Annotated in this window: 1 protein-coding gene; it reads right to left on the reverse strand. The window is 75.8% G+C overall.

Annotated features, from left to right (window positions below):
* Positions 1-137: 137 nt before the first annotated feature.
* Positions 138-446 carry a hypothetical protein gene (locus amrb99_RS49655; RefSeq protein WP_190869060.1) on the reverse strand — a complete coding sequence of 103 codons (309 nt, stop codon included), beginning with the start codon at positions 444-446 and terminating at the stop codon, positions 138-140.
* Positions 447-549 lie beyond the last annotated feature (103 nt).

Here is a 549-nt window from a genome sequence, read left to right on the forward strand (position 1 = left end):
TGACGTTCATCCGCCCGCCCCCTCGTCGTCGTCCTGGTCGTCGGCGAGGACGGTGTCCTCGTCCGGCTCGGTCGCCCCGGCGCCGTCGCGGGGTTCCGGGGGCGTCGGTTCGGTGGGTTCGGGCATGGGCTGGCCTCCTACTTGAGGGCGGTGATGATGGCGGCGGCGCCGCCGAGGAGCCCGCCGGCGGCGGTGATGGGGAGGGCGTAGCGCCACCGGTCGGCGGCGCGGAGCCGCGTTTCCTTGTCGCCGTCGCGGGCGGTGAGGTCGCTGATGCGTGTGTCGGCTCGGGTCGCCCCGGCCTCGACCGCGCGCAGCCGGATCTCGTGGTCGGAGACCTGCGCCGCGACGTGCCCGTGCTGCGCGAGCAGGACGTCGAGCTTGGTCTCGATGCGGGCGGCGGCGTCCTGGCCGAGCGGGATGGGGTCGGGCGGCAGCGGCATCATGCGGCCCGCCGCAGGGACGCCGCCGTGGCGCTGGCGGTGTTGGACGCCGACGCGGCCGACCACTGCGCGGTCACGACGAGCGGTTGGTCGGTGGTGGTGTCGC

The organism is Actinomadura sp. RB99 (assembly GCF_014706005.1).
Lineage (GTDB): Bacteria > Actinomycetota > Actinomycetes > Streptosporangiales > Streptosporangiaceae > Spirillospora.

What these genes read in the sequence shown, in the direction of transcription:
- amrb99_RS49655 (WP_190869060.1), bottom strand. Translation starts at nt 446, where the DNA reads ATGATGCCGCTGCCGCCCGACCCCATCCCGCTCGGCCAGGACGCCGCC.